Origin of the sequence: Kitasatospora purpeofusca (assembly GCF_042691725.1) — a bacterium.
Lineage (GTDB): Bacteria > Actinomycetota > Actinomycetes > Streptomycetales > Streptomycetaceae > Kitasatospora > Kitasatospora purpeofusca_B.
Map to the genome: position 1 here is coordinate 7,422,391 of NZ_CP170483.1, position 22,194 is coordinate 7,444,584.

Consider the following 22,194-nt stretch of genomic DNA (forward strand, 5'->3'; position numbering starts at 1 on the left):
CGGCATGCCGTTCACACTGAGTCACCCCGCCGCCGTACTGCCCCTGCTGCGCGCGGCGGGGGAGCGCGGTCCGCTGGTCGCGTCGGCGCTGGTCGCCGGGTCGCTGGCGCCCGACCTGCCGTTCTTCGCCGAGTCGCTGCTGCCCGGGGTGTACCGGCACGGCGGCACGACGCACCGCTGGTGGGCGGTGCCGACGGTGGACGTGGTGCTCGCGGCCGGGCTGGTGGCGGGCTGGCACGGGCTGGTGCGCGGGCCGCTGGTCGCGCTGCTCCCGGGCCGGTGGGCGGGCGCGGCCGAGGCGCTGACGGCCCGCCGGGCCGGGCGGGGGCGGCCGTCGGGTGCCGACCTCGGGTGGTTCGCGCTCTCGGCGGCCGTCGGTGCGGCGAGCCACGTCGGCTGGGACGGCTTCACCCACGCCGGACGGTTCGGGTCCCGGCTGCTGCCGGCGCTGGAGCGGCCGGTGGCGGGCGGCCCGCCGCTGTACGAGGTGCTGCAGTACGGCACCTCGGCGCCCGGGCTGGCCGCGGTGGCGGGGTACGCGGTGCGGGCGGCCCGGGCGGTGGAGCCGGTCCGCCCGGGCGTCGAGCTGTCGGACCGGGCCCGGCGGGCGGGTGCGGCGGTGCTGGGGGCGGCCACCGCGGCGGGGGTGGTGCACCGGCTCGTGCCGCTGCGGCGCGGACCGCTCGCGGAGCTGTGCTTCGGGGCGGGGGCCGGCCTCGCGGCCGGTGCGGTCGGCTGGGCGCTGGGCCGGGCGGCCGTGGCGGGGGTGCGGGGGCGCGCGGGGAGTGGTTCGCCGCGGCCCACGGGCTCGTGGGCGCCGGTTCGCGCGGGCGCGTGGGGGCACGGAGGCGGCGTGTGACGGCAGGGGCCGCGCCGTCACGGGTGGACGGCGCGGCCCGGGAGCCCGAGGTGCGGGCGGGTGGTGGCACGGCTCCCCGTGCCGGACCGTGTGCCGGACCGTCAGACGGTGCGCAGCTCGGCGTAGCGGCGCAGGAAGAGCGCCTCGGTGAGGGCCATCCGCTCCAGCTCCAGCGGGTCGACGCTCTCGTTGACGGCGTGGATCTGGGTGGTCGGTTCCTCGACGCCGATCAGGATGATCTCGGCCTGCGGGTAGAGGGTGCGCAGCGTGTTGCAGAGCGGGATCGAGCCGCCCTCGCCGGAGGCCACCATCGCGGTGCCGAAGGCCTCGGCCATCGCCGCGCCCATCGCCTCGTAGGCCGGGCCGGAGGTGTCGGCGCGGAACGCGGCGCCGTTGCCCTGCCGCTCCACGGTGACCCGGGCGCCGAACGGCACCCGGCCCTCCAGGTGGGCGACCAGCGCCTCCTGGGCGGCCGCGGTGTCCATGCCCGGCGGCACCCGCAGGCTGACCGAGGCCTTGGCGGAGGCCTGCACGGAGGAGGTGGCGCCGATCACCGGCGGGGCGTCGATGCCCAGCACGGTGACCGAGGGGCGGGCCCAGAGCCGGTCGGCGACGGTGCCGGTGCCGGTGAGCGCGACGCCGTCCAGCACCTTGGCGTCGGCGCGGAACTGCTCGTCGGGGTACTGCACGCCGCTCCAGCTCTGGCCGGCGGCCAGGCCGGCCACGGCGACGTCGCCGTTCTCGTCGTGCAGCGAGGCGAGGACCTTGACCAGGGCCTGCAGGGCGTCCGGGGCGGCGCCGCCGAAGGCGCCCGAGTGCAGGTTGCCCGCCAGCGTGCGGACCGAGACGTCGACCACGGTCATGCCGCGCAGCGAGGCGGTGACGGTGGGCAGGCCGGGGGCGAAGTTGCCGGTGTCGCCGATCACGATGGCGTCGGCGGCGAGCAGTTCGGGGTGGGCCTCGGCGTAGCGCTCCAGGCCGCCGGTGCCCTGCTCCTCCGAGCCCTCGACGATGACCTTCAGCCCGACCGGGTAGCCGCCGTCCACCTGGCGCAGCGCCCGAAGGGCCGTCAGGTGCATGAGGATGTTGCCCTTGCAGTCGGCGGCGCCGCGTCCGTACCAGCGGCCGTCGCGCTCGGTGAGCTCGAAGGCGGGGCTGAGCCAGGCGTTCTCGTCGAGCGGCGGCTGGACGTCGTAGTGCGAGTAGAGCAGCACGGTCGGGGCGCCGGCCGGGCCGGGGAGTTCGCCGTAGACGGACTGGGTGCCGTCGGGGGTGTCCAGCAGCCGGATGTTCGTCAGGCCCTCGGCGGCGAAGGCGTCGGCGACCCAGCGGGCGGCCTTCTCGCACTCCTCGACCGGGAACTGGCGCGGGTCGGCGACCGAGGGGAAGGCGACCAGGTCGGCGAGGTCGGTGCGGGCGCGGTCCATGAGGGACCGGACGGCGTCGGCCAGGGGCTGCTGCGGCATCGGGTGCTCCGGGGAGGGCTGGTCCGTCCGAGGGGGTGGTGCGGGCGAACGGCGCTGACGGTGGGTAGTGCCGATCATAGGCGGAGCCGGTCGGGGGCCGTCGGGGAGCGTCGGCGGGCGCCTGGCCGGACCCGGCCGACCGGGAATTCGGTCGCGCGTTCGGGGCGGTGCGGCCGACGGCGGCGGGGGTGGCCGCATAGGATTGCTGCCCGTGACTGACTCCGGAAGCCCCGATTCTCGTAGCCCGCTCGACGCCGAGGCCGACGGGCCGGACCGGCCGGACCCGCTGGACGGCGTCTGGGACGTCGTCGTGGTCGGCGCCGGCCCGGCCGGCGCCTCTGCCGCGCACGCCGCGGCCGTGCAGGGCCGGCGCGTGCTGCTGCTCGACAAGGCCGAGCACCCCCGGTACAAGACCTGCGGGGGCGGCATCATCGGCCCCTCCCGGGACAGTCTGCCGCCGGACTTCAGCCTGCCGCTCCAGGACCGGGTGCACGCCGTCACCTTCGCGTACCGCGGCCGGTTCACCCGGACCAGGCGCTCCCGGCGGATGCTGTTCGGCCTGGTCAACCGGGACGAGTTCGACCTGCGCCTGGTCCAGGCGGCCAAGCAGGCCGGGGCGGTGCTGGTCACCGGAGTGACCGTCACCGGGGTCGAGCAGCGCGGCGGCGAGCACCGGACGGCGCTGGTCACCGCCTCCGACGGGCGCGGATTCGAGGCGCGCGCGGTGGTCGGCGCGGACGGCAGCGCGAGCCGGATCGGCCGGCACGTCGGCGTCTCCTTCGACCAGATCGACCTCGGCCTGGAGGCGGAGATCCCCGTCCCGGCGGACGTCGCCGCCGACTGGGCGGGCCGGATCCACCTCGACTGGGGCCCGCTGCCCGGCAGTTACGGCTGGGTGTTCCCGAAGACCGAGTCCAGCAGCCTGACCGTCGGGGTGATCTCGGCGCGCGGCGACGGCGAGCGGACCAAGCAGTACCTGGCCGACTACATCCGGCGGCTGGGCCTGTCGGGCTTCCCGCCGAGCGTGGAGTCCGGGCACCTGACGCGCTGCCGGGCCGAGGACTCGCCGCTGTCGCGCGGCCGGGTCCTGGTGGCCGGCGACGCGGCCGGCCTGCTGGAGCCGTGGACCCGCGAGGGCATCTCGTACGCGCTGCGCTCGGGCCGGCTGGCCGGGGAGTGGGCGGTCAAGGTGGCCGAGGCGGGCACGGCGGCCGAGGTCCGGCGCGAGGCGCTGAACTACGCGTTCGCGATCAAGGCGGGCCTGGGGGTGGAGATGCGGGCCGGCAAGCAGATGCTGAACGCCTTCGAGCGCCGGCCGTACCTGTTCCACGCGGCGGTCTGCCTGGTCGACCCGGCGTGGCGGGCGTTCGCCCGGACCACCCAGGGGCACACCACCTTCGCCCAGGTGCTGCGGCAGTACCGCTCGGCCCGCCGCCTCGCCGCGCTCGCCTCGCGCTGAACCGGCGGGGGGACGACGTGACGCCGGGTCGGGCGGGTGGTACCCGCCCGACCCGGCGTGCGCGGATCGCCGGGGCTACTTGAGGCCGCCGTCGAGGGCGTTGATCAGGGTGCCGCCCGGGGTGTCACCGGTCATGTCCCAGATCATCGCGCCGAGCAGGCCCTTCGATTTCAGCCAGGCCGTCTTCTTGCCGATCGACCAGGCGTCGTCGAAGGTCCACCACTGTCCGCCCGCTCCGGTGTAGCCGTAGGTCGCCACCGACTGTTCGTCGTGGTAGACGGAGAGGCTGGGGAAGGTGGTGATCAGGTTGTTGTACCCGCGGGTGCCGGCCTCCTCGGCGAACTGGCCGGGGGCGGCGCCGGTCGCGCTCTGCCACTCGCCCTTGACGCCGCCGTCCGCGACGCCCTGCCAGCCGCGGCCGTAGAAGGCCAGGCCGATGGTGAGCTTGCGCGGGTTGACCCCGGCGTCCAGGTAGGGCTTGACGGCCCCCTCGACGCTGAAGTGCGTGGTGTACGGGTCCTGGGCGTCCTGGTAGAGGTTGCCCTGGTGGCCGGTGCGGTTCGGCTCCCACGAGTTGTCGCTGCCGGCGCCGTGGAAGTCGTAGCCCTGGATGTTGGCGATGTCCAGGTAGTTGAAGATCTTCGAGAGGTCCCAGCCCTGGTTGACCTTGACCGGGTCGGCCGGGGTGAAGGCGGTCAGCAGCTTGTGCGAGCCGCCGAGCGCGTCGAGCTGCTTGCGGAACTCGGCGAGCAGCGCGGTGAGGTTGTCCTTGTCGTTGGCGCTGTAGTGGTTGCCGGCGTGGCCGTCGGGCGAGCCGGGCCACTCCCAGTCGATGTCGATGCCGTCGAAGATCCCGGCCGCGACGCCGTCGCCGCCCGCGCCGTTGTAGACCGGCAGGTTGCCCTTGATCCAGACGTCGATGCAGGACTTGACGAACTTCTGCCGGGACGCGTCGGTGGCCGCCGCGTCGGAGAAGTACTTGGAGTAGGTCCAGCCGCCGATGGAGGCGACGATCTTCAGGTTCGGGTACTTGGCCTTGAGCTTCTTCAGCTGGTTGAAGTTGCCGCGCAGCTTGCCCCAGCCGTCGTCGGCCACGCCGTCGATCGACTGGGCGGCGCTCATCGGGCGGGCGTAGTCGGCGTCGGCGTCACCCGCGCCGGTGCCCTGGTCGGGGTCCTGCGGGTTGGACGTGGTGCCCCTGGTGACGCCGGCCATGCAGGTGAGGTTGACCGGGTCGATGTTCTCGAACGCGTAGTTGATGACGTCGAGCTTGGCGGCGCTGCCCGAGGTGTCGAGGTTCTTCACGAAGTACTGGCGTCCGTAGATGCCCCACTGGGTGAAGTAGCCGACCCGGGCGTACTTGCCGGCGCCGACCAGGTCGGAGGTGGTGACCTTGAGCGCGGTGGAGGCGGGGGAGGCGTTGTCGGCGCCGTCCCGGGCCTTGACGGTGAAGGTGTAGGAGGTGGACGGGGAGAGGCTGCCGACGGTGGCGGTCAGGGTGGAGCCGGTCACCGTGCGGACCAGGGTGCCGTCCTGGTAGACGTCGTACGCCGCGACCTTCAGGTTGTCGGTGGCGGCGTTCCAGGCGAGCGTCACGTCGCTCGAACCCACCGCCGTGGTGCGGAGGTTGGTGGGCGCGGTGGGCGGCGTCGGGTCGGTGGCCGGGTCGAAGGTGGAGGCGGTGACCGGCGCGCTCGCCGGGCCGAGGTTGCCGCGGGTGTCCTTGGCGCGGACGGCCAGGGTGTAGCTGGTCGCCGGGGTGAGGCCGGTGACCAGCGCGTCGGTGGTGGTGCTGGAGCCGACCACGGTGCTGCCGTTCAGCACGTCGTAGGAGGCGACCGGGAAGTCGCCGCCGGTCGCGGCGGGCCACTTCAGCGCGAGGCTGTGGGCCGTCGAGTCGGTCACCGTCGGGGTGCCCGGGGCGGACGGCAGGACGTCCGAACTGCCGTCGCACTTGTCGCCGTTGATCCGGCAGCCGGTCGGCGCGCCGATCGGGCCGTTGGCGACGAACCAGAAGCTGTAGGGCTCGGTGGTGCTGTGGGCCGGGACGTTGGCGTTGTAGAACGCGGCGACGGCGGTGACGTGGCGGCCGTTGACCGTCGCGGTGCCGTTGTAGCTGTTCTGGATGGTCACGCCGGCCGGGAGGTCGAACTCCAGGGTCCAGCCGTTGACGGCGGCGGCGTTGTCGTTCTTGACGACGTAGGTGCCCTTCCACCAGGAACCGCTGTTCTCACTGGTGAAGGCGGCGGTGAGCTTGCCGGCCGCGTTGGCCGGGGTGGCCCCTGCGGTGATCGCGGCCACCGGGAGGAGCAGGACGGAGAGCAGCGCGAGCAGCCTGTGGCGTCCTCGGCGCATGCGGGATCGAACGGACATGGTTCTCCCTGCGACTGTGGGGGTTGGACAGGGTGACGCCGAACCGTACGGGGGTGGTGCAGGGGTGTGCGGGGTGATGCGGGGGTGATGCCGGGGTGGTGACATGCCCACCGCCGTGGGGAGACGGGGGCATGGGCACTGTAGGAGGTACAGACCAATGCGTCAACAGGTCTGTACCACTGAAGAGTTGGCCGGATCCGCCGGACCGGGCCGCTCAGCTGCGCCGCGGGCTGCCGGAGAGCTCGTCGCCGAGCGCGCTGCGGCTGTACAGCACCGAGCGGCCGTGCCGCGCCCGGGTCACCAGGCCGGTCGCGTGCAGCACCGCCAGGTGCTGGCTGACCGCGCCCGGCGTGACGCCCAGCCGGTAGGCGAGGTCGGTGGTGGAGGCCGGTTCGGCCAGCAGCGCGAGCAGCCGGGCCTTCGGCGCGCCGAGCAGCTGCTCCAGCGCGCGCGGGGTCGCCGGCGGCCGCGGGCCGGCCATCCCCGCCTGCCCGCGGGCCGGGTAACTGATCTGCGGCGGACGGTCGTTGCTGATCATCGTGATCGCGCCGCGGGCGAAGAAAGTCGGCACCAGGACCAGCCCCCGGCCGTCCACCGTGATCTCGCCGTCCCAGTCCTTCCAGCGACGGTCGATCGACAGGACGCCGTCCGTCCAGCGCAACCGGTGGTCGAGGTCGGCGAACAGCGCCGCCGCGCCCTGCCGGGTGAGCACCCGCGACCGGTAGACCAGGTCGGCCTCCAGCACCGCCCGCGCCTGCGGCCACCACGCGGGCGCCAGGCAGCGCTCCCAGTACTCCTCCAGCGCGTCGGCGATCCGCGCCAGCAACCGGGCCGGATCGGCCAGCCCGGCCGCCAGCACCGCGGGCAGCGGCTGGTGGTGCGGCAGGAAGGTCTGCTCCAGCTCCGGGCGCAGCTGCTCCGGCGGCAGCGCCCGGACCGTGCCCAGCTCGGTGCGGAAGTCCGGCCACGGGGTCGCCGGACGGGGCGTCAGGAAGTCCGGGACCCAGCGGTTGTCGGCGACCAGGGAGAGCAGCAGCGAGGAGTCCAGCCGCTCGAAGGCGGGCCGCAGCCGCTCGAACGCGGCGGACTGCAGGGCGTAGAAGCCCGGGTGGGTCCACATCCGCAGGCTGAGCGCGGCCTCCTGGATCGGCGAACAGGCGAACCAGGTGGTGGCGAGATCGGCCAGGCCGAGCTTGAACCGGTGCACGCCGTCCCCCTGGATGTTTGAGGGCCAGCCTAAATCAGTACGGCCCGGCGGCGGTGCCGGGGTGGGATCGTGGGCATGACCACCCCACCGGCGGCGACCGCCGCACCGAGTTCCGTGCTGCCCGCGTCCAGGGCCTCCCGCCTGCTGCACCCCGACCCGACGGTGCGCCGGCTCGCCCGGATCACCCTGCTCAACACCCTCGGCAGCGGCCTCTCGCTCTCCGTCGGCGTGCTGTTCTTCACCCGCTACCTCGGCCTGAGCGCGGCGCAGCTCGGCCTCGCGCTCACCGCCGCCGGGCTCTGCGGGGTCCTCGCGAGCGTCCCCGCCGGGCGGGCCGCCGACCGCTGGGGGAGCCGGCCGGTCCTGGTGGCGCTGGTCGCGCTCACCGGCCTCGGCACCGCCGGCTACACCGCGGTCGGCGGCTACCCGGCGTTCGTGGCGCTCGCCTGCCTGGTCGCCGCCGCCGACCGGGGCGCGGCCGCCGTGCGCAACGCCCTCTACGCCGAGGTGCTGCCCGCCGACAAGCGGGTGGCCGGGCGGGCCTACCTGCGGGTGGTGACCAACGTCGGGCTCTGCCTGGGCACCGGCGTCGGCGCGATCGCGCTCCAGGTGGACTCGCGCCCCGGCTACCTGGCGGCGATCCTGGCCGACGCGGCCTCGTACCTGGTGGCCGCGGTGCTGTTCCACCGGCTGCCGGTGCCGGGACGCGCGGGCGGGGCGGACGAGGCAGGTGGGGCAGGTGGGGCGGGCGGCGACCGGGGTGCGGCGCGGTCGGGCCGCGAGCGCAACCCGGCGCTGCGCGACGGGCCGTTCCTGCTGGTGACCGCGCTCAGCTCGGTGCTCGGCCTGCAGTTCGCGATGCTGGAGGTCGGTGTGCCGCTGTGGATCGTCCAGCAGACCGACGCCCCCCGGATCACCGTGGCCGCCACCCTGGTCGTCAACACCGTGCTGGTCATCGCGTTCCAGGTCCGCGCCACCCGGGGCACCGAGCACCCGGCGGCCGCCGCCCGGGCCTGCGGCCGGGCCGGGCTGCTCCTGGCCGCCTCCTGCCTGGTGATCGCCCTCGCCCACGGCGCGCCCGCCGCGCTCGCGGCGGTGGTGGTGCTGGCCGGCGTCGCGCTCCAGGCGGTCGGCGAGGTGCTGGGCCAGGCCGGCGCCTGGGCGCTCAGCTACGACCTGGCCGGCGAGCGGGCCCACGGCGCCTACCAGGGCGTCTTCAACGCGGGCACCGCCGCCGCCCTGATGATCGGCCCGGCCGTGGTCTCGACCGCCGTGGTCGGCCACGGCCTGATCGGCTGGGCCGCCCTCGGCGCGCTGCTCGCCGGCGCGGGCCTCGCGATGGGCCCCGCCGTCCGGTGGGCCGGGCGGCGCGGCGAGGCGGTGCCGAGCTGAGGGACCTACTCCGGGACCACCGCGAAGGCCTCGATCTCCATCAGCACCTCCGGCAGGAACAGCGCCGCGACCTGCACCGCCGAGGAGGCCGGCAGCGGCAGGTCCCCGAGCGCCTCGTCCCGGGCCTCCCGGACGGCGGGCATGTCCGCCATGTCGGTGACGAAGTACGTCAGCTTGACGACGTGCGAGAAGTCCGCCCCCGCGGCCGCCAGACAGCGCCGCAGGTTCTCGAACACCTGCCGTGCCTGCGCCTTCGGGTCCCCCACCCCCACCAGCCGCCGCTCCTCGTCGAACGCCACCTGCCCCGACACCGCCACCAGCCGCCCGCTCGCCGTGACGACCTGGGTGTACCCCGTCCCCGGAGCGACCCCGGGCGGCTCGGCGATGTGGGTCAGGGGGGCGGCGTTGCGCTGCGATTCCATGGTCATACGACCATCGTGGCCGACGGCTGATTGCCGCACCAGGTGTTTACAGTCGGTAGGCTGGTCCTGCACCTGCGGTGACGAGAGCGTCGAGCCGGGAGGAGAGTGTTTTCATGAGCACGGCCCCCCACGTCCCCGGCGACTACAGCACGGTGAGCGATCCCGAGCGGGCGCTGAAGTACGCGATCCAGCACGTCGCGGGCCGCCGCGCCGAGATCGTCGAAGGGACCGTCAGGCTGCTGTCGCCGTCGTGGGCGCACGAGAGCGCCGCCGAGGTCGTCCGCCGGCAGTTGACGCCGCGGTTGGAGGAGCTGGCGCTGGTGTCCTGCTCCGGCGATCTCGACCTGCCCGGGTCGGAGAACTGGTACGTTCCCGACCTCGCCGTCGTGCCGGCGGACCTGGCGGCGAAGACGGAGGGCGCGCTGCTCCCGGACCGGACGCTGCTGGTGGTGGAGGTCAGCTCGCCGTCGAACGCGGAGACCGACCGGACGGTCAAGCGCCGCCGCTACGGCCAGTACGGGGCGCCGCTCTACCTCCTGGTCGACCGCCAGGCCCGCACCTGCACGCTGTTCAGCGGGCCCACCCGGCTCGGCTACGCCGTCGAGGACGGGCCGCACCCGTTCGGGACGCCGGTCGGGCTGCCGGAGCCGTTCGGCCTCGACCTCGACACGTCCCGGCTCTGATCCGCCCCGGCCTTCCGAGGGGGCTGGTCCGGGGGAGGGTGGGCATGTCAGAGTCGTCCGGGCGCGCGCGGCTCACGGGCGGCGGGCGACCGTTGCGACCCACCCTCAGCCGGAAAGCAGGACCGCACCGATGACCAGCGAAGCGCCCCTCGTCCGTGTCGCCACCGAGGACGCCGTCACCACCCTGACGCTCGACTCGCCGCACAACCGCAACGCGCTGTCCACCCGGCTGATGGCCGAGCTGACGGCCGGGCTCGCCGGGGCGGCGGCCGATCCGGAGGTGCGCGCGGTGGTGCTGACGCACGCGGGCAAGGTGTTCTGCGCCGGGGCGGACCTCTCGGAGGCGACCGGCGCCGATCCGACGGTCGGGCCGCGCGGGCTGGTCGACCTCCAGCGGGCCGTCGTGGACTGCGCCAAGCCGGTGATCGCCGTGATCCACGGGCACGTCCGGGCCGGCGGGCTCGGGCTGGTCGGCGCGGCCGACCTGGCGCTCGCCGGGCCGGCCGCCACCTTCGCGTTCACCGAGGTCCGGCTCGGGCTCGCGCCGGCCGTCATCTCGCTGCCGCTGCGCCCCAAGCTGGACCCGCGCGCGGCCTCCCGCTACTACCTGACCGGCGAGGTCTTCGACGCCGCCGAGGCCGCCCGGATCGGCCTGGTCACGCAGGCCGTCGACGCGCCGGAGGCGGCCGAGGTCGCGCTCAAGGGCCTGCTGGACGCCGTGCGGCTGGGGTCGCCGCAGGGCCTCGCGCAGTCCAAGCGGCTCGCCAACGCCGAGGTGGTGCGCTCCTTCGAGCAGGACGCCGACGAACTGGTGGAGCTGTCGGCGCGGCTGTTCGGCTCGGAGGAGGCGCAGGAGGGCATGCGCGCGTTCCTGGAGAAGCGTCCGGCGCGCTGGGTGCGCTGACGCGCCCCTACACGCGGGTCAGCCGATGGCCGCGCCCTCGCGCCACAGGTCGAGCAGCGTGTCGTCCCCGGCGGCGGCCACCCGTCCGGTGCCGCCCGGCAGGCGGTTCCAGAGCAGCAGGTAGAGGTCGCGGGCCGGGCCGGTGAGCGTCAGGTCGGCCGGCCGCTCGGCGAGTTCGACGCTGATCGGCTCCGGGCCGATGGTCAGCAGCCATCGGCCCGGGCCGTCGCTCGCGCTGATCTGCATCGTCCGCGGGCGCTCGCTGCGGGCCTTGGAGCGGCCGAGGGTCAGGAAGCCGGCCAGCAACTCGTCGATGCCGTCGTGGGCGAACTCCGCGTCGACGTGCGGCCCCTCGACGCCGGCGGCCGCGTCGGCGTCGATCCGGTGCACGGCCGTCTCGTGCGCCTGGCGGCGGGCCCAGAACGCGAGCGGGCTCGGCGTCGGGAGGAAGGTCCAGCAGTCCAGGTCGGCCGGGGCGGCGGTGAGCGTGTCGACCAGCGTGGCGTGGCCGGTGCGGAACCACGCGACCAGGTCGGCGTCGTCCGGCTCCGGCCCCCAGGCGACCTGCTGGCGCTCGGCGTCCATCGGGGCGCTCAGCCGGTCGCGGACGGTGACCGTCGCCCAGCGGTGCACCTGGCCGAGGTGCAGCACGAGGTCGCGCAGCTGCCACTTCGGGCAGGTCGGGACGGGGGCGGTGAGGTCGGTGCGGGCGGCGGCGTCCGCGAGCAGGGTGCCCTCGCGGCGCAGTGCGTCGAGGTGCGTGGTGATCTCCATGACGGTGAGTCTGGCAGCAGTGGCGGATTCCGGACACCGTTTTCCGAACAAAGGTTCGAGACGGCCGGGGCGTGTGACCTTGGCCGCCCTCCCGTCGGACGGGCCCTACGGGCCGGTAACGTGAGCGCATGCCGATCACGCGTTCCCTGTTCAGCGCCGCCCGGGCCGGTGGCCGGCGAGCCGCGGGCCAGCTCGTCCACCGGGGCTGGCAGTGGGTGCAGCGGGCCGGCGCGGTGTCCAGCGAGAACCCCGGGCCGTACCGGTTCCGCGAGTTGGGCGCGGGGACGAAGCTGACCTTTCCGCTCGGCGCGGTCTTCAACGAGCAGTGGATCACCATCGGGCCGTTCTCGATCATCGGCGAGCGGGTGACCATCAGCGCGGGCTTCCTGCCCGGGCTCGACCTCGGCCCCGAGCCGATCGTACGGATCGGCGGCGGCTGCGTGATCGGCCGGGACAGCCACATCGTCGGCCACCAGTCGATCGTGCTCGGCGACGACGTGTGGACCGGCCCCGGCGTCTACATATCCGACCAGGCGCACGAGTACCGGGCCACCGATCTGCCGATCGGCAAGCAGTGGCCGCGCAACGAGCCGGTGGAGATCGGCTCCGGCAGTTGGATCGGCACCGGCGCGGTGATCCTGCCCGGCGCCCGGCTGGGCCGCAACGTGGTCGTCGCGGCCGGCTCGGTGGTGCGCGGCGAGGTGCCGGACCACACCGTGGTCGCGGGCGCCCCGGCCAAGGCGGTCCGCCGCTGGACGCCGGAGGAGGGTTGGCAGCCGCCGTTCCGCACCGAGCCGCCGCGGCCGCTGCCGGGCGACCTGACGGCCGCGCAACTGCGGGCGCTGGCCGGGTGGGACCTGCGGCCGCCGGGCGAGCCGGGGGCCTGAGCGGGCCTCGGGCGGGTCTGCGCGGTGCGTTGGGCGCGTTGGGCGGACCGCTCGGCGTCGCCCACCGGCTCATCGGGCCGGTGACGGCCGGGTCCGCTCCGCCGGGGAGGCGTTCGCGCAGCTCCGCTCCGGGGATTCCCGGCGCCCGGCCCACGGCCCGCACCGCATCCCACCCTCGCGGTGTCCGTGCAGGCCGGACCACTCCGGGCGGCGCGGTTCGCGAGCATCCGGAGCGGCTGCGGCTGCGGCGGTCCGAGGCCGTCAGGTCTGCGGTGTGCCGCGGAAGGTGACGACGGCGGTGAGGCCGCCGGGGCGCAGTTCGTGGGTGGCCGGGGTGGTGAGGAGGGCGGCGTCGTAGCGGGCGAGGGCGGTGTCGTCGAGGGCCGCGGTGCCGGAGAGGCAGACCAGCAGCACGGTGGCGTCGGGCGGGACGGTGACCGGGCGGGGTGTCCCGGCGAGGACGAGGTCGGCGGTGACGCGGCCGCGGCGGGTCATCACGTTGAAGTCGACGAGCGGGCCGCCGAGCGGCCGGCAGTCGGTGGCCGCGTCACCGGGGAAGGCGAAGGGGTGGAAAGGCGCGTCGACGACGTGCTCGACGCCGTCGACGGTCAGCGCCATGCCCGGGCCCTCGACCAGGGTGATCACCCGGTCGACGCCCGGGAAGGCGGAGAACGGGCCGGCGGAGGCGACGTCGGCGAGGCTGACCCGCCAGCCGAAGTCGTCCGGTCCGGAGCCGGCCGGGAACCCGGCGACCTCCCTGGTCACCCCGCCCCCGTTGCGCCACGCCGTGGCCGGCCGCTCGGCGGCGAGCAGGAACCGGACCGGAGCCGTGCTGTTCGTCATGGCGCGATCCTCGCACGACGGTTGACGGGGGCGGGGTGGCGGTTCAGCGGCGGCGGGCGATCAGCGGGAGGACGGCGGCGACGGTCGCGGCGGCGGAGACCGTGGTCAGCGCGATCGGCAGGCTGGTCGCGTCGGCGAGGAAACCGATCACCGGCGGGCCGATCAGCATGCCGGCGTAGCCGAGCGTCGAGGCGAGGGCGACGCCCTGCGGGCCGCCGATGACGCCGGCCTGGGCGATGGCGAGCGGGAAGATGTTGGCCAGCCCGAGCCCGACCAGGACGAACCCGGCCAGGGCCAGGGGCACCAGCGGTGCGAGCGCCGCCAGCAGCATCCCGGCCGCCGCGGTGAGACCGCCGAGGATCATCACCCGGTGCTGGCCGAGGCGCATGGAGAGCCAGGTGCCGCCGATCCGCCCGGTGGTCATGGCGAGCGCGTAGGCGGCGTAGGCGGCGGCGGCCACCCGCGCGCCGGCGTGGACGTCGTCGGTGAGGTGCAGGGTGGTCCAGTCGGCGACGGCGCCCTCGCCGTACGCGGTGCAGAGCGCGGTGAGGCCGAGCAGGAGGACCAGCACCCGGCCGGCGGAGCGAGCGGTGCCGGTGGAGGAGGCGGGGGAGGCGGGGGCGGAGCTTGCGGCGGAGGTGGTGGCGACCGGTCGCGCCGCCGGGCAGCGGAGCAGCGCGACGCCCGCCGTCGTGGTGACCGCGAGCCCGGCGAGCCCGGCCAGCGCGAGCCACTGGGCGGCCGTGAGCGGGCCGGCGAGCAGTCCGCCGACGCCCGCCCCGAGCAGGCCGCCGAGGCTGTACCCGGCGTGGAAGCTGGGCATCACCGGGCGTCCCAGTTCGCCGACGATCTCGACGGCGGCGCTGTTCATGGCGACGTTGGCCCCGCCGTAGCCGGCGCCGAAGAGCAGCAGGACGCCGCCGAGCGCCGTCACCGAGTGGGTGTGCGCGGGCAGGGGGACGGAGAGCGCGAGCACGGCGAGCGAGGCGACGGTGACCGGTCGGGAGCCGTACCGGAGGCAGAGCCGGCCGACGACCGGCATGGTGGCGACGGCGCCCGCCGAGACGCAGAGCAGGGCGAGTCCGAGGGCGCTGTGCGAGGCGTGGACCTGGCTGCGGACGTCCGGGATGCGGACCACCCAGGCGGCGAAGAGCAGGCCGTCGACGGCGAAGAAGGCGGTGAGGGCGAGCCGGGCGGTGCCCCAGGAGGCACGGGAGTGCGCGAACGGGCTGGGGGATTTCGCCGCGGTGCTGCCAGACTGGGGGAACGGTCGGCGGAGGGGGCGGGAGGGACGGATTTTGTTTCGGAGCGGCACAAAGTAACAATAGGTCCGTGCAGCTCTCACCTTCAAGCCCGAAGCCCGGGACCGCGGCCGACCACGACGCGCAGCGCGACGCCCACCGCCGCGCGGCCCCCGACCGGGGGCGGACGCTGCTCGGCCCCGCGCTCCAGCTGATCCACACCGGTCAGGCCCCGACCCGCTCGGCGCTGACCCGCGCGCTGGACGTCACCCGGGCCACCGCCGGCGCTGTCACCGCCGAACTGGAGGCGCTCGGCCTCATCACTGTCGACTCCCGCCCGGCCGGCGGCGGCCGCGGCCGCCCCTCGCACCGGCTTGCCATCGACCCCGCGGGCCCGGTGGTGGTCGCCGGCCAGATCCACGCCGACGGCCTCAGCGTCACCCTGGCGGGCCTCGGCGGGCTGCTCGACCCGCCCGTCCACCTGCCGCTGCCCACCGCCACCGACCCGGTCCGGATGCTGCGCGCCGTCGCCCAGGCGGGCGCCGAGCTCGCCCGCGGCACCGAACGGCGCTGCCTCGGCGCGGCGCTCGCGCTGCCCAACCCGGTCACCGAGCCGGACGGCACGGCGCTCGCCGCGCTGCACTTCGCCTGGCCCAGCGGCACGCCCGTCGCCGATCTGTACGACGTGGAGGTGGGGCGCGCCGACCACGGTCCGCGCGCGTTCGACCCGCTGCCCACCGCGATCGCCAACGACGCCAACCTGGCCGCCCTCGCCGAGTACCGGCACGGCGCCGGTCGCGGCGCGCGGCACCTGCTGCTGGTCACCTCCGGCCACCGCGGCGTCGGCGGGGCGCTGGTCATCGACGGCCGCCTGCACACCGGCAGTGCCGGACTCGCCCTGGAGGTCGGCCACCTGACCGTCGACCCGCAGGGCCGGCCCTGCGGGTGCGGCAACCGGGGCTGCCTCAACTCGGAGACCGACCCGGACGCGCTGTTCGCCGCCGCCGGGCTGACCCCGGACCCGGGCCGGCCGCTGCTCGACCAGGCCGGCGAGCTTTGCCGGGCCGCCGCCATCGACGAGCGGGCCCGGGCGGCCGTGGAGCACGTCATCGACCGGCTCGGCCTCGGCCTGGCCGGGGTCGCCAACATCCTCAACCCGGACCGGGTGGTGCTCAGCGGGCTGCACCTGGACCTGCTGGAGGCCGCGCCGGAGCGGCTGCGCGCGGTCGTCGCCGAGCGCAGCCTGTGGGGGCGCAGCGGCCGGGTGCCGATCGTCGGCGCGAAGCTGGAGCACAGCGCGCTGGCCGGGGCGGCCGAGCTGGGCTGGCTGCCGTACCTGGCGGACCCGCAGTCGGTGGCCGGCGGGCAGGCGGGCCGATAAGCGGAGCCTGGAGCTTCGGATAATGTTACTTATCGTGACACTCGTACACTCGTAGTGAGCAAAGGAGGAGGGGGGCTTCCAGGGGACTCGTACGAGGAGAGTGGCATGGGAACCGGACCGACCGTGGAGCAGGGTGTGGAACCGACCGTCGATGTGGACCGTTCCGACCCGGAGTACCGGCGCTGGCTCAAGGAGGCGGTCCGCAAGGTCCAGGCGGACGCGAACCGCTCGGCCGACACCCACCTGCTGCGCTTCCCGCTCCCGGCGGAGTGGGGCATCGACCTCTACCTCAAGGACGAGTCCACCCACCCGACCGGCTCGCTCAAGCACCGGCTGGCCCGTTCGCTGTTCCTCTACGGGCTCTGCAACGGCTGGATCCGCCCCGGCAAGCCGGTCATCGAGGCGTCCAGCGGTTCCACGGCCGTCTCCGAGGCGTACTTCGCGCAGCTCGTCGGGGTGCCGTTCATCGCGGTGATGGCCAAGTCCACCAGCCGGTCCAAGATCGACCTGATCGAGTTCCACGGCGGCGAGTGCCACCTGGTGGACCGGCCGGACGAGGTGTACGAGGCCTCGACCCGGCTCGCCGAGGAGACCGGCGGCCACTACATGGACCAGTTCACCTACGCCGAGCGGGCCACCGACTGGCGGGGCAACAACAACATCGCCGAGTCGGTCTTCGCCCAGCTGCGCCTGGAACCGCACCCCGAGCCGGCCTGGATCGTGGCCACCGCGGGCACCGGCGGCACCTCGGCGACCATCGCCCGGTACGTCCACTACATGCAGTACGACACCCGGATCTGCGTCGCCGATCCGGAGAACTCCTGTTTCTTCGACGGCTGGGTGCACGACGACCCGGACGCGGTGTGCGACCGCGGCTCGCGGATCGAGGGGATCGGGCGGCCCCGGATGGAGCCGAGCTTCGTGCCCGGGGCGATCGACCGGATGATGAAGGTCCCGGACGCCGCCTCGGTCGCGGCGGTGTGGCTGCTGGATCGGGTGCTCGGCCGGAAGGCGGGCGCGTCCACCGGCACGGGGCTGTGGAGCGCGCTGCGGATCGTCGCGCAGATGCGGGCGGCGGGGGAGCGTGGCAGCGTGGTCACCCTGATCTGCGACCCGGGTGACCGCTACCTCGACAAGTACTACTCGGACGACTGGCTGGCGGGCGAGCGGATCGACGTCGCGCCGTACCTGGCCGGTCTGGAGTCCTTCCTGGCCGGCGGCGACTGGACGGGCTGACGGGCTGACGGGCTGACGACGGGGCCGCTGGGCGGGCCCGTCGCGGGGTCAGGAGGCGGTGGACCGGCGCTCGGTGAGGAACAGGGCGCCGGTCGCCGCGACACATGATGAGGCCCCCCCGAGTTCATGGCGGTTGCCAGAACTCCTAGCGATGCCAGGCATCCGATGGAACACTAGAGCGAGCGTCGCTCGAATGTCTAGCACTGCTAGACTCTCTGGCATGACAGTCCACGCCCGCCGCGAGCGCGAACGCGCCGAACGGCATCAACTGATCGTCAGGACCGCCCGCGACCTCGCCGAGGAGGAAGGCTGGGAGGCGGTGACGGTCCGCCGGCTCGCCGCGCTGATCGAGTACAGCCAGCCCGTCCTCTACAGCCACTTCGCCAGCAGGGACGCCATCGTCGCGGCCGTCGCCGTGGAGGGCTTCGAGGAACTCGCCGCAGAACTGCGGGAGGCGCCCCGCGACGCCGAAGGACCGGTCGAGGCGTTCACCGCCGTCGTCGGTGCCTACGCGAGGTTCGCGGCGACCTACCCCGCCCTCTACGACGCCATGTTCACCCTCGCCACCGGCCTCCCCTTCGGCCGGCCCGAGGCCCCCGCGCCGCTGAAGGAGGCCTTCACCGCCCTGGCCACCCCGGTGGCCGAGGTGTCCGGCCCGCACGACCCGGACACCTTCACCGAGGTCGTCTGGACCGCCCTGCACGGCCTGGTCACCCTCACCCGCAGCGGCCGCCTGCGCCCCGAGCTCGCCAAGGACCGCCTGGACCTCCTGATCGCCCTCATGCTCGCCGGCGAACACGTCTGACCGGCACCGTCGCTACGACCGGCGGGCGCCGCCCCGGATCACCGCCCGGCCGCCCGCCAGGTCGATCCCGGTCCGGCGCGGTGCCCCGTCGTGCTCATCCTCCCGCAGCACCAACTCGACCCGCCGCTGCTCCAACTGCGCCCGCTTGCCCGGGTAGAGCAGCGCGTGCAGTTCCTCGGTGGCCGTCGCGCCGACGCCGCGCCCGTCGGCCGCGGCCCCGCGCCCGCCCGCCCGGGTGAACAGCCGCCGCCCGACGGCGCCGAGGAAGAAGAGCGCGACGAGGAAGGCCGGGAGCAGCAGGCCGCCGGCCGCGCCGGTGAGGAGGGTGCTCATGGCGGGTCCAACGGGCACGCACCGCCCGGAAGTTCCGACCCTGCGGCAGGCGGGCGACCTACGGCAGGCGGGGGGTCGGGAGGTCGGCGGGGACGAGGAGCTGGAGGTCCTCGGTGGACGCGTCGGGCAACTGGGCGATCCGCATGGCGTGCCGCTCGACCATGGTCTCGAAGACCTGGCGGGCGGTGCGCCCGTTGCCGAAGTTGGGGCCGCGCTCGATGCCGGCGAAGTGGTCGAGCAGGGCGTGCTCGGTGGCCTCGGCGAGCGCGTACTCGTGCTCGGCGCACTGGGCGCGGGCGATCTCCAGCAGTTCCCCGGCCGAGTAGTCGGGGAAGGTGATGGTGCGCGAGAACCGCGAGGAGACACCCGGGTTGGCGGAGAGGAAGCGTTCCATCTCGGCGGTGTAGCCGGCCACGATGACCACCACCTCGTCCCGGTGGTCCTCCATCAGCTTCACCAGCGTGTCGATCGCCTCCCGGCCGAAGTCGCGGGCGCCGTCCTCCGGTGCCAGCGCGTACGCCTCGTCGATGAACAGGACGCCGCCGCGCGCCCGGTCGAAGGCGGCGGCGGTGCGGATCGCGGTGGAGCCGATGTGCTCGCCGACCAGGTCGACCCGGGCCACCTCGACCAGGTGGCCGCGCTGCAGCACCCCGAGCGAGGCCAGGATCTCGCCGTACAGCCGCGCCACCGTGGTCTTGCCGGTGCCGGGGGCGCCCGTGAAGACCAGGTGGCGGCGGAGCGAGGGCGCCTTGAGCCCGGCCTGCCGGCGCCGCCGGCCGACCGAGATGAGGTCGATCAGCGTCCGCACCTCCTGCTTGACGGTGGCCAGGCCCACCAGCCCGTCGAGTTCGGCCAGCGCCTCGTCGGCGGGCCGGCAGTCCGGGATCGGCCCGATCACCGCCGCGGCGGCCGCGGAGGAGGCCAAGGGAGCCGCGGTGGCCGCGAGTTGGGCGCGCGGGGTGGGGATCTCGGCGGCCCCGGCCGGCGCGGCCGGCACGTCGTCCGAGGTGCACCCCTCCACCACCGGTCCGGGCTCGGAGAACTCGAAGCCGGCCCGCTCGTTCTGCTCGGCCCGGCACCGGGTGAGCACCGTGCGGCAGCCGTCGATGATGTGGAAGCCGAAGCCCTTGCCGTGCGAGACCCGGCAGTCCTCGAAGGTGCCCCGGCCCTGGGCGGAGACGTAGACACCGGCCTCCGAACCGGCCCGGACGGTGCAGTCCCGCAGCACCGGGTCGGCGCCCTTGGTGACGATCACACCGGTCGCCACGTCGGAGATCTCGCAGCCGGTCAGCACGCCCCCGCTGCCGTGGTCGCGGAACCACAGCCCGGTGCCCGCCTCCTGGACCCGGCAGCCGGTGAGCGTCACCGTCGCACCGCCGCTGACCGATACCGCCGAGCTGCGGATCCGGCTGAACGAGCAGCCCTCGGCGACGGCCGCGGAGTCGCGGTCCAGCACGAACAGCGCGTCCGGCAGGTCGTGCAGCGCGCAGTCGGTGAGCGTGAGCCGGGCGCCGTCGCTCACCCACAGCGCCGGGTACTCGCCGTTCGAGCTGTGGATCTGGCAGGACTCGGCGCTCGCCTCGGTGCCCTGGTCCCAGACCGAGAGCGCCCCGCGCCCGAAGTCCCGCACGGTGGAGTGGACGAGGCTGAGCCGGGCACGTCCGCGCAGGTCGGCGGCGTTCTCCGGCACGTCGTGCACCCGGCAGCCGGTGAGCACGAGCTCGGCCTCGCCGTCCAGGGTGAGCCCGTTGCCGGTGACCCGGTGGATCTCGCAGTCGACCAGCCGCCCGCCCGCCTGCGCCTCGGCCTGCACCCCGCTGCCGCGGATCTCGTAGATCTCGCAGCCGGTCAGCTCGGCCGCGCTGCCCGGGTCGGAGATCAGCACGCCCGCGCCGGAGGCGTGGTGCACCCGGCAGCGCTCCAGCGCGGCGGCGGCGCCGCCGAGCACCGCCAGCCCGGCCTGGCCGGCGGCGGCGACCTCGCAGTCCTCGAAGGCGGCGGCGGTGCCCGGGCCGCGCAGCCGCAGCCCGAGGCCGTCCGGGTTGGCCACCACACAGCCCTTCAGGGTCGGCCGGGCGCCGTCGGTCACCTCCACCCCGGCGGCCGAGTGGGTCTCCACCCGGCAGCCGGTGAACGCGGGGGTCGCCTCCTCGCCGGTGACCAGGACGGCCGGGGCGGACCGGTCGCTGCCCTCGATGACCAGGTCGCGGACGACCGCCGCGGCGGTGACGGTGAGCGGCACCCCGCCCGGCGGGTCGATCCGGACGCTGCCGGGGCCCTGGGCGGCGACGAGCGTCACCGCCTTGTCCACGACCACGTTCTCCCGGAAGGTGCCCGGTCGCACGGTCACCGTGTCGCCCGGTTCCGCGGCCGCCAGGGCCTCCGCGAGCGTGTCGTACTCGCCGGCGCGGCGCCGCCAGCGGGATGCGCTGTCCTGGGTGACCCGGACCCTGTGCTCAGCCATGACGGTCTGTCGTCCCCACCTTCATCGAGCCGGCGATCTGCGGACCGGACGCACGCGGACGCGGGTGCGCCCGGACGCGGCGCACCGCGGTGCGCGGGTCGTCCGCCCACCGTAGCGCGCCCGCGCGGGTGCTCCGGCCGCGCGGGCCGGGCGGGGCGGACGTCCGTCGCGGGTCCGCCGCGGGTCCGTCGCGTGCGTCAGCACCTGCTGCAACACCTGCTTCAACGAGCGCGCACACGTCCGGTTCCGGGACGCGGGTGCGGAGAGGGGAGCGGAAACGGGTGCGGAAAGGGGTGTGCGGGCGCGGGCGCCCGCCGTCAGACCTTGTGGTCCGCGGGCCAGTGCGCGCCGTCCTCCAGCACCTCGACCTCGTCGCCGAGCCGCAGCGTGCCGAGCACGTCGCCCTCGACGCCGGCCGGGCGCTCGGGGATCAGGTTCTGCCCGAACGCCGCCTTCTTCAGCAGCCGGTGGTGCCGGGCCAGGGTGCGCAGCGGCTCGGGGCCGCGCCGCTCGCCGCTCTCCTGGTCGGTGGTGGTGACCACGCAGCGTCCGCACGGCTTGACCACCCGGAAGGTCAGCTCGCCGATCCGGATCCGCTGCCAGCCGTCCTCCGCCCAGGGCTCGCTGCCGGAGACCACCACGCTGGGGCGGAACCGCTCCATCGGCAGTTCCTCGTGGCCGTCCGGGTGCTCGGCGGCGATCAGCTCGTTGAGGCGGGCCAGCGAAGCGGTGGTGGTGAGCAGCAGCGGGAAGCCGTCGGCCATCGAGACGGTGTCGCCGGGGGAGGAGAAGTTCGGGTCGACGGGCCGGGCGCGCGGGTCGTCCAGGTGCACCAGGCGGTAGTCGCCGAGGTGCTCGGCGATCCACAGCTGGGCCTCCTGGCCGGCCTCGGCGGCACGGAAGCGGGTGCCCCAGACCTCGACGTCGGCGAGCGGGTCGCCGACCGCGACGGCGGGGGCGGGGACCTCGGCGCGCGAGCCGTCGGGGGCGGTGAGGACGAGGGCCCCGGCGGGAGTGAGCTCGGTCCGGACCTGGCCCAGGGCGGCGTTCTCGCGCTGGCTGACGAACCGGCCGGTGGCGTCGGCGAGCATCCAGCGCCGGTCGCCGGCCAGGCCCCAGGGCTCGACGCGGGCGCTCTCGGGGCTCAGGCGGTACATGGACTTGACGGGGTAGACGTGGAGTCCGGTGAGCTGCATTCCCCCATCCTGCCAGCCGTGTCCGGAGCGGCGGCAGGCGCGGTCCCGTGCCCCGACCTGCCCGGACGCGGCCCGACTGCGGCCCGGAAGCGGTCCGGAAACGGTCCGGAAACGGTCCGACCGGGGCCGAACGCGGCCCGAATGCGCACGGACCGCCCGGAACGCCGGGGTGGGGTGGCGTTCCGGGCGGTCCGTGGATGACCCGTTTCTCCGTACGCCCGGCGGATGTGGGTGCGCCGGGTGGTGCTAGGTGGTGCGGGTGCGGGCCG

At 74.9% G+C, this 22,194-nt stretch carries 19 protein-coding genes; 9 read left to right on the forward strand and 10 right to left on the reverse strand.

The annotated features are described in order from the left end of the window. The first annotated feature begins 4 nt into the window (after positions 1–4). Complete coding sequence (locus tag ACFCLZ_RS32070) at positions 5–859, forward strand: DUF4184 family protein (RefSeq protein ID WP_380281384.1); 855 nt, start codon at positions 5–7, stop codon at positions 857–859. A 101-nt stretch (positions 860–960) separates the two neighbouring features. Here ACFCLZ_RS32070 and ACFCLZ_RS32075 read toward each other — a convergent pair whose 3' ends face one another. Then, positions 961–2,325, reverse strand: coding sequence for a dipeptidase (locus tag ACFCLZ_RS32075; RefSeq protein WP_380281385.1), 1,365 nt, complete (start codon positions 2,323–2,325; stop codon positions 961–963). 211 nt (positions 2,326–2,536) lie between these two features. Here ACFCLZ_RS32075 and ACFCLZ_RS32080 point away from each other — a divergent pair, with 211 nt between their 5' ends. Continuing rightward, positions 2,537–3,784 (forward strand): geranylgeranyl reductase family protein, encoded by a 1,248-nt coding sequence (locus tag ACFCLZ_RS32080; protein WP_380281386.1) that lies wholly within the window; start codon positions 2,537–2,539, stop codon positions 3,782–3,784. Positions 3,785–3,859: 75 nt separating this feature from the next. Here the strand turns inward: ACFCLZ_RS32080 and ACFCLZ_RS32085 are convergent, their stop codons facing one another. Further along, positions 3,860–6,157 (reverse strand): glycosyl hydrolase family 18 protein, encoded by a 2,298-nt coding sequence (locus tag ACFCLZ_RS32085; RefSeq protein ID WP_380281387.1) that lies wholly within the window; start codon positions 6,155–6,157, stop codon positions 3,860–3,862. 214 nt (positions 6,158–6,371) lie between these two features. Further along, on the reverse strand, positions 6,372–7,364 hold the full coding sequence (locus tag ACFCLZ_RS32090) for an ArsR family transcriptional regulator (RefSeq protein ID WP_380281388.1): 993 nt from the start codon (positions 7,362–7,364) through the stop codon (positions 6,372–6,374). Positions 7,365–7,439: 75 nt separating this feature from the next. Here ACFCLZ_RS32090 and ACFCLZ_RS32095 point away from each other — a divergent pair, with 75 nt between their 5' ends. Further along, entirely contained in the window at positions 7,440–8,756 is a 1,317-nt protein-coding gene (locus ACFCLZ_RS32095) for an MFS transporter (protein ID WP_380281389.1), read from the forward strand. 5 nt (positions 8,757–8,761) lie between these two features. Here the strand turns inward: ACFCLZ_RS32095 and ACFCLZ_RS32100 are convergent, their stop codons facing one another. Further along, on the reverse strand, positions 8,762–9,184 hold the full coding sequence (locus ACFCLZ_RS32100; RefSeq protein ID WP_380281390.1) for a RidA family protein: 423 nt from the start codon (positions 9,182–9,184) through the stop codon (positions 8,762–8,764). 107 nt (positions 9,185–9,291) lie between these two features. Between ACFCLZ_RS32100 and ACFCLZ_RS32105 the strand changes: the two genes are divergently transcribed. Together ACFCLZ_RS32105 and ACFCLZ_RS32110 are read left to right on the forward strand one after the other, a co-directional pair. After that, positions 9,292–9,861 carry a Uma2 family endonuclease gene (locus ACFCLZ_RS32105; RefSeq protein WP_380281391.1) on the forward strand — a complete coding sequence of 190 codons (570 nt, stop codon included), beginning with the start codon at positions 9,292–9,294 and terminating at the stop codon, positions 9,859–9,861. Between the two features lie 130 nt (positions 9,862–9,991). Next, positions 9,992–10,765 carry an enoyl-CoA hydratase family protein gene (locus ACFCLZ_RS32110; RefSeq protein WP_380281392.1) on the forward strand — a complete coding sequence of 258 codons (774 nt, stop codon included), beginning with the start codon at positions 9,992–9,994 and terminating at the stop codon, positions 10,763–10,765. Between the two features lie 18 nt (positions 10,766–10,783). Here the strand turns inward: ACFCLZ_RS32110 and ACFCLZ_RS32115 are convergent, their stop codons facing one another. Beyond that, on the reverse strand, positions 10,784–11,539 hold the full coding sequence (locus ACFCLZ_RS32115) for a maleylpyruvate isomerase family mycothiol-dependent enzyme (RefSeq protein WP_380281393.1): 756 nt from the start codon (positions 11,537–11,539) through the stop codon (positions 10,784–10,786). Positions 11,540–11,667: 128 nt separating this feature from the next. Here ACFCLZ_RS32115 and ACFCLZ_RS32120 point away from each other — a divergent pair, with 128 nt between their 5' ends. After that, positions 11,668–12,426: an acyltransferase gene (locus ACFCLZ_RS32120; RefSeq protein ID WP_380281394.1), complete on the forward strand. Its 759-nt coding sequence runs from the start codon at positions 11,668–11,670 to the stop codon at positions 12,424–12,426. A gap of 261 nt (positions 12,427–12,687) precedes the next feature. On the opposite strand, the gene ACFCLZ_RS32125 is transcribed toward ACFCLZ_RS32120, so the two are convergent. Together ACFCLZ_RS32125 and ACFCLZ_RS32130 are read right to left on the reverse strand one after the other, a co-directional pair. Next, positions 12,688–13,269 carry a HutD family protein gene (locus tag ACFCLZ_RS32125; protein WP_380281395.1) on the reverse strand — a complete coding sequence of 194 codons (582 nt, stop codon included), beginning with the start codon at positions 13,267–13,269 and terminating at the stop codon, positions 12,688–12,690. Positions 13,270–13,312: 43 nt separating this feature from the next. Further along, on the reverse strand, positions 13,313–14,584 hold the full coding sequence (locus tag ACFCLZ_RS32130) for an MFS transporter (protein WP_380281396.1): 1,272 nt from the start codon (positions 14,582–14,584) through the stop codon (positions 13,313–13,315). A gap of 116 nt (positions 14,585–14,700) precedes the next feature. On the opposite strand from ACFCLZ_RS32130, the gene ACFCLZ_RS32135 reads away from it, so the two are divergent. From ACFCLZ_RS32135 to ACFCLZ_RS32145, 3 genes are all read left to right on the forward strand, one after another. Further along, positions 14,701–15,891 (forward strand): ROK family protein, encoded by a 1,191-nt coding sequence (locus ACFCLZ_RS32135; protein ID WP_380286353.1) that lies wholly within the window; start codon positions 14,701–14,703, stop codon positions 15,889–15,891. Between the two features lie 105 nt (positions 15,892–15,996). Continuing rightward, on the forward strand, positions 15,997–17,127 hold the full coding sequence (locus ACFCLZ_RS32140) for a PLP-dependent cysteine synthase family protein (protein ID WP_380281397.1): 1,131 nt from the start codon (positions 15,997–15,999) through the stop codon (positions 17,125–17,127). A gap of 220 nt (positions 17,128–17,347) precedes the next feature. Further along, positions 17,348–17,932, forward strand: coding sequence for a TetR/AcrR family transcriptional regulator (locus ACFCLZ_RS32145; protein ID WP_380281398.1), 585 nt, complete (start codon positions 17,348–17,350; stop codon positions 17,930–17,932). A gap of 12 nt (positions 17,933–17,944) precedes the next feature. Here ACFCLZ_RS32145 and ACFCLZ_RS32150 read toward each other — a convergent pair whose 3' ends face one another. The 3 genes from ACFCLZ_RS32150 to ACFCLZ_RS32160 form a co-directional block, all read right to left on the reverse strand. Next, a complete protein-coding gene (locus ACFCLZ_RS32150; RefSeq protein WP_380281399.1) occupies positions 17,945–18,265 on the reverse strand; it encodes a DUF6191 domain-containing protein in 321 nt (106 codons plus the stop codon). A 58-nt stretch (positions 18,266–18,323) separates the two neighbouring features. Then, entirely contained in the window at positions 18,324–20,729 is a 2,406-nt protein-coding gene (locus ACFCLZ_RS32155) for a right-handed parallel beta-helix repeat-containing protein (RefSeq protein WP_380281400.1), read from the reverse strand. Positions 20,730–21,046: 317 nt separating this feature from the next. Continuing rightward, positions 21,047–21,925, reverse strand: coding sequence for an MOSC domain-containing protein (locus ACFCLZ_RS32160; RefSeq protein ID WP_380281401.1), 879 nt, complete (start codon positions 21,923–21,925; stop codon positions 21,047–21,049). Positions 21,926–22,194: the final 269 nt, after the last annotated feature.

What these genes read in the sequence shown, in the direction of transcription:
- ACFCLZ_RS32150 (WP_380281399.1), bottom strand. Translation starts at nt 18,265, where the DNA reads ATGAGCACCCTCCTCACCGGCGCGGCCGGCGGCCTGCTGCTCCCGGCC.
- ACFCLZ_RS32155 (WP_380281400.1), bottom strand. Translation starts at nt 20,729, where the DNA reads ATGGCTGAGCACAGGGTCCGGGTCACCCAGGACAGCGCATCCCGCTGG.
- ACFCLZ_RS32120 (WP_380281394.1), top strand. Translation starts at nt 11,668, where the DNA reads ATGCCGATCACGCGTTCCCTGTTCAGCGCCGCCCGGGCCGGTGGCCGG.
- ACFCLZ_RS32095 (WP_380281389.1), top strand. Translation starts at nt 7,440, where the DNA reads ATGACCACCCCACCGGCGGCGACCGCCGCACCGAGTTCCGTGCTGCCC.
- ACFCLZ_RS32075 (WP_380281385.1), bottom strand. Translation starts at nt 2,325, where the DNA reads ATGCCGCAGCAGCCCCTGGCCGACGCCGTCCGGTCCCTCATGGACCGC.
- ACFCLZ_RS32110 (WP_380281392.1), top strand. Translation starts at nt 9,992, where the DNA reads ATGACCAGCGAAGCGCCCCTCGTCCGTGTCGCCACCGAGGACGCCGTC.
- ACFCLZ_RS32070 (WP_380281384.1), top strand. Translation starts at nt 5, where the DNA reads ATGCCGTTCACACTGAGTCACCCCGCCGCCGTACTGCCCCTGCTGCGC.
- ACFCLZ_RS32085 (WP_380281387.1), bottom strand. Translation starts at nt 6,157, where the DNA reads ATGTCCGTTCGATCCCGCATGCGCCGAGGACGCCACAGGCTGCTCGCG.
- ACFCLZ_RS32100 (WP_380281390.1), bottom strand. Translation starts at nt 9,184, where the DNA reads ATGACCATGGAATCGCAGCGCAACGCCGCCCCCCTGACCCACATCGCC.
- ACFCLZ_RS32105 (WP_380281391.1), top strand. Translation starts at nt 9,292, where the DNA reads ATGAGCACGGCCCCCCACGTCCCCGGCGACTACAGCACGGTGAGCGAT.
- ACFCLZ_RS32145 (WP_380281398.1), top strand. Translation starts at nt 17,348, where the DNA reads ATGACAGTCCACGCCCGCCGCGAGCGCGAACGCGCCGAACGGCATCAA.
- ACFCLZ_RS32160 (WP_380281401.1), bottom strand. Translation starts at nt 21,925, where the DNA reads ATGCAGCTCACCGGACTCCACGTCTACCCCGTCAAGTCCATGTACCGC.
- ACFCLZ_RS32140 (WP_380281397.1), top strand. Translation starts at nt 15,997, where the DNA reads ATGGGAACCGGACCGACCGTGGAGCAGGGTGTGGAACCGACCGTCGAT.
- ACFCLZ_RS32115 (WP_380281393.1), bottom strand. Translation starts at nt 11,539, where the DNA reads ATGGAGATCACCACGCACCTCGACGCACTGCGCCGCGAGGGCACCCTG.
- ACFCLZ_RS32125 (WP_380281395.1), bottom strand. Translation starts at nt 13,269, where the DNA reads ATGACGAACAGCACGGCTCCGGTCCGGTTCCTGCTCGCCGCCGAGCGG.